The 3479-nt window shown below is 71.7% G+C and carries 4 protein-coding genes and 1 pseudogene; 2 read left to right on the forward strand and 3 right to left on the reverse strand.

Translation table 11 applies throughout. The features are described 5' to 3' along the window. From ACWEVN_RS47190 to ACWEVN_RS47200, 3 genes and pseudogenes are all read right to left on the reverse strand, one after another. Positions 1–110, reverse strand: a pseudogene (locus tag ACWEVN_RS47190) (lipoyl synthase); the annotation flags it as partial. A gap of 25 nt (positions 111–135) precedes the next feature. Continuing rightward, positions 136–1074 (reverse strand): oxidoreductase, encoded by a 939-nt coding sequence (locus tag ACWEVN_RS47195; protein WP_452055620.1) that lies wholly within the window; start codon positions 1072–1074, stop codon positions 136–138. An 18-nt stretch (positions 1075–1092) separates the two neighbouring features. Further along, positions 1093–1614 carry a hypothetical protein gene (locus tag ACWEVN_RS47200; protein WP_452055621.1) on the reverse strand — a complete coding sequence of 174 codons (522 nt, stop codon included), beginning with the start codon at positions 1612–1614 and terminating at the stop codon, positions 1093–1095. Between the two features lie 130 nt (positions 1615–1744). Between ACWEVN_RS47200 and ACWEVN_RS47205 the strand changes: the two genes are divergently transcribed. Next, positions 1745–2356 (forward strand): TetR/AcrR family transcriptional regulator, encoded by a 612-nt coding sequence (locus tag ACWEVN_RS47205; RefSeq protein ID WP_310977104.1) that lies wholly within the window; start codon positions 1745–1747, stop codon positions 2354–2356. A 5-nt stretch (positions 2357–2361) separates the two neighbouring features. Then, the gene (locus ACWEVN_RS47210) at positions 2362–3297 is read left to right on the forward strand and encodes an LLM class F420-dependent oxidoreductase (RefSeq protein WP_449687888.1); all 936 of its coding nucleotides are present in this window, start codon (positions 2362–2364) and stop codon (positions 3295–3297) included. The last annotated feature ends 182 nt before the right edge of the window (positions 3298–3479 follow it).

Here is a 3479-nt window from a genome sequence, read left to right on the forward strand (position 1 = left end):
GGCCCCATCCGCACCCGCGTCTTGATCCACGACGGCTTCTTCTCGATCGGCGTCTCACTGTTGCGAACCTCGAGACGCAGCAGCTTCCGGCCTTCAGGCGCAGCACTCACGACTTCAACCGTACGCCCGTCCGGGCTACGCGGGATCGGGGGTGACGCCGGTCAGCTTCGCCGTCAGCTCCCACAACGCCGACCCCAGCCGTTCGCTGCGCGCGGCGGCCACGGGCGGCACCGCCGCGGGGTAGCCGCGCAGGTTGCCGAGGCCGCGGGGGCCGAAGTAGGTGCCGCCTTCGACGCCGTCGGCCGTGGCCGCGTAGAGCTGCGGGAGCGCGCCGATGCGGGTGTTCTGGGCGAACAGGACCTCGCCGAGGCGGTGACCGCCGGCGATCAGGGACCGCAGCACCGGGTTCGAGTACGACCGCGCCATGCCGCTGCCCAGGCCCGTGGCGGTGTAGCCCGGGTGGGCGGCGACGCTGAGCACGCCGGAGCCGGCTGCGCGCAGGCGGCGGTCCAGTTCGAGCGCGAACACCTGGTCGGCGAGCTTCGACTGCCCGTACGCGGCGGCGGGGTTGTAGCGGCGGTGCTCGGCGTTCGGGTCGTCGAGGTGGATGCGGGCGCCGACGGCGGCCAGGCTCGACAGCGTGACGACCCGGCCGCGCAGGGCGGGCATGACCAGCCACGTCAGCGCCGCGTGGCCGAGGTAGTTGGTGCCGAACTGCAGCTCGAAGCCGTCGGCGGTGCGGCCGCGGGCGGTGGCCATCACGCCGGCGTTGTTGACCAGCACGTCGAGCGCGTCGCCGGTGCGTTCCCGCACCGACGCGGCCGCCGCGCGCACCGAGGCGAGCTCGCTCAGGTCCAATGGGACGAGCTCGGGTTCGGCGCCCGCGGCGGCGGCTTTCACGGCGTCGAGTGCCTGCGCACCGCGTTCGGCGGAGCGGCAGGCGAGGAGCACGCGGGCCCCCTTGCCCGCGAGCACCAGCGACGTGCGCAGGCCGAGCCCGGAATTCGCTCCGGTGACCAGGACGGTCCGGCCGCTCTGATCGGGGATGTCGGCCTCGGTCCAGCGCTCTGTCATGCGCTCACTTAACTCTGTTTACGCACTCGGCGCGAGCAGCCGCCGCAGGTGTCCCATGACGGGTCGGCGGCGGGTGGTCTCCGAGCGGTGCGCCCGCAGCAGCGCTTCGAACGCGTGGCCCACCTTGACGATCTCGCCGGCCGGCTCGCGCGGGTCGGCCAGCCCGGCCGTGACGGCGAGCATCCGCAGCTCGCCTTCGTGCATCCGGCGCAGCGACGGGTGCCGCTCGTAGGCGCCGTCGAGGACCGCGCGCAGGTCGCTGTGCTCGTCGACGGCGGCGCGCCAGGCGCGGGTGACGGCGTCGACGTGGTCGCCGAGGCCGTCGGCGTCGTCCGGGTCGACGACCTCGGACCGCAGGCGGCCGCTCAGCGTGCGCGTCCACTGGTACTGCAGGGCGGTGAGGACGTTTTCCTCGGTGCCGAAGTGCTCTTCGGCACCGGGCACCTCCTCGAGCGGCAGCGGCTCACCCGGGTTCCGGGCGGCCAGGCGGACGGTCGCTTCGAGGATTTCCTGACGTCGGTAGAAGTCGGTCCAGCTCATCTGTGGCTCCCCTTCCGTGGCCCGGGTCATACCGCGGGTCTGCGGCATACTCCCGGTACGGACCTGACGCGCCGAACATACCATGAGTATGGAGAGCGGTTCCCGGCGTAAAGTTGTGAAGGTGGCGACAATGAGGTCCAGACGACTCGACTACTCCGAGTCGACGCGGTCCGCGCTGGTCGACAGCGCGGTCGAACTGTTCACCAAACGGGGTTACGCGGGGACCTCGCTCGACGAGATCGCCAAACGCGCCCGGGTGACCAAGGGGGCGCTGTACCACCACTTCAGCGGTAAGCAGGCGCTCTTCGAAGCCGCGTTCGACCAGGTCGAGAGCCTCGTCTACGACCGACTGGACAAGATCATGACCGGCGAGGGCACGCCGTGGGAGCGGGCGCTCGCGGGGCTCAACGCGTTCTTCCGCGCCTGCCTCGACCCGGCGTACCAGCGGATCGCCATCCACGAGGCGCCGGTCGTGATGGGCTGGGAGCGCTGGCGCGAGGCCGAGGAGCGGTGCAGCTTCGGGCTCGTGCGGTCGGGCCTGCAGGCGCTGATCGACGCGGGCGAGGTCGAGCCGGTGCCGGTCGAGGTCACCGCGCGCCTGCTGTTCGGCGCCCTGTCGAGCGCGGCGACCGAAATCGCCAGTTCGCCCGACCCGAAGAAGGTCCGCGCCGAGATCGAGGACGTCATCGTCCGCATGCTGGTACGGCTGCGGCGCACCGAGCCCGACGTCTCTATAGGCTGATCTTCGTGGACTTGAGGATCTTCACCGAGCCCCAGCAAGGGGCCAGCTACGACGACCAGCTGCGCGTCGCCAAGGCGACCGAAGCCGCCGGGTACGACGCCTTCTTCCGCAGCGACCACTACCTGAAGATGGGCTCGGCCGACGGCCTGCCCGGCCCGACCGACGCGTGGATCACGCTGGCCGGCCTGGCCCGCGAGACCAGCCGGATCCGGCTCGGCACGCTCGTCACCGCGGCGACGTTCCGCCACCCGGGGCCGCTTGCCATTTCGGTCGCGCAGGTCGACCAGATGTCGGGCGGCCGCGTCGAGTTCGGCTTGGGTGCGGGCTGGTACGACGCCGAGCACGACGCGTACGGCCTGACGCTGCCGCCGCTGAAGGAGCGCTTCGACCGCTACGCCGAGCAGCTCGAGGTCATCACCGGGCTGTGGAAGACACCTTCGGGCTCGACGTATTCGTTCGACGGTCAGTACTACAAGCTGACGGATTCGCCGGCGCTGCCGAAGCCGGCCCAGTCGCCGGCACCCCCGGTGATCATCGGCGGCGGCGGCAAGAAGCGCACGCCGGCCCTGGCCGCGCGGTTCGCGGACGAGTTCAACCTCCCGTTCACCGACGCCGAGACGGCGGCGGCCCAGTTCGCCCGCGTCGAGGCGGCCGCGGCGGAGATCGGCCGGGACCCGAAGGAGATCCTGCGCTCGGTGGCGCTGGTGATCGCGGTCGGCCGCTCCGAGGCGGAGGTCGTGCAGCGGGCTTCGGTGATCGGACGGGACGTGAGCGAGCTGCGAGCCAACGGGCTGGCCGGGTCGCCCGCGGAGGTCGTCGACCGGATCGGGGAGTGGCGGGAGAAGACCGGGATCACCCGGGCCTACCTGCAGCTGCTGGACCTGTCGGACCTGGACCAGATCGACCTGGTGGCCGCCGAGGTAGCGCCGCAGCTGGACTGAGCAGCGCGGGGCGCCTTTTGCAGCTGCCTCACCGGCGCGAACGGCCGCGGAGCGCCTTTTTTGCAGCTGGCCTAACCGGCGCGAACGGCACCCCGCCCAGACCTCCCCCGCCACCCCGATCCGAAGCCAGCACGCGGACGGTGGTACCGGGTCAAGGCACGCTTTCCCGCCTTGACCCGGCA

It is taken from the genome of Amycolatopsis sp. NPDC003861 (assembly GCF_053605405.1).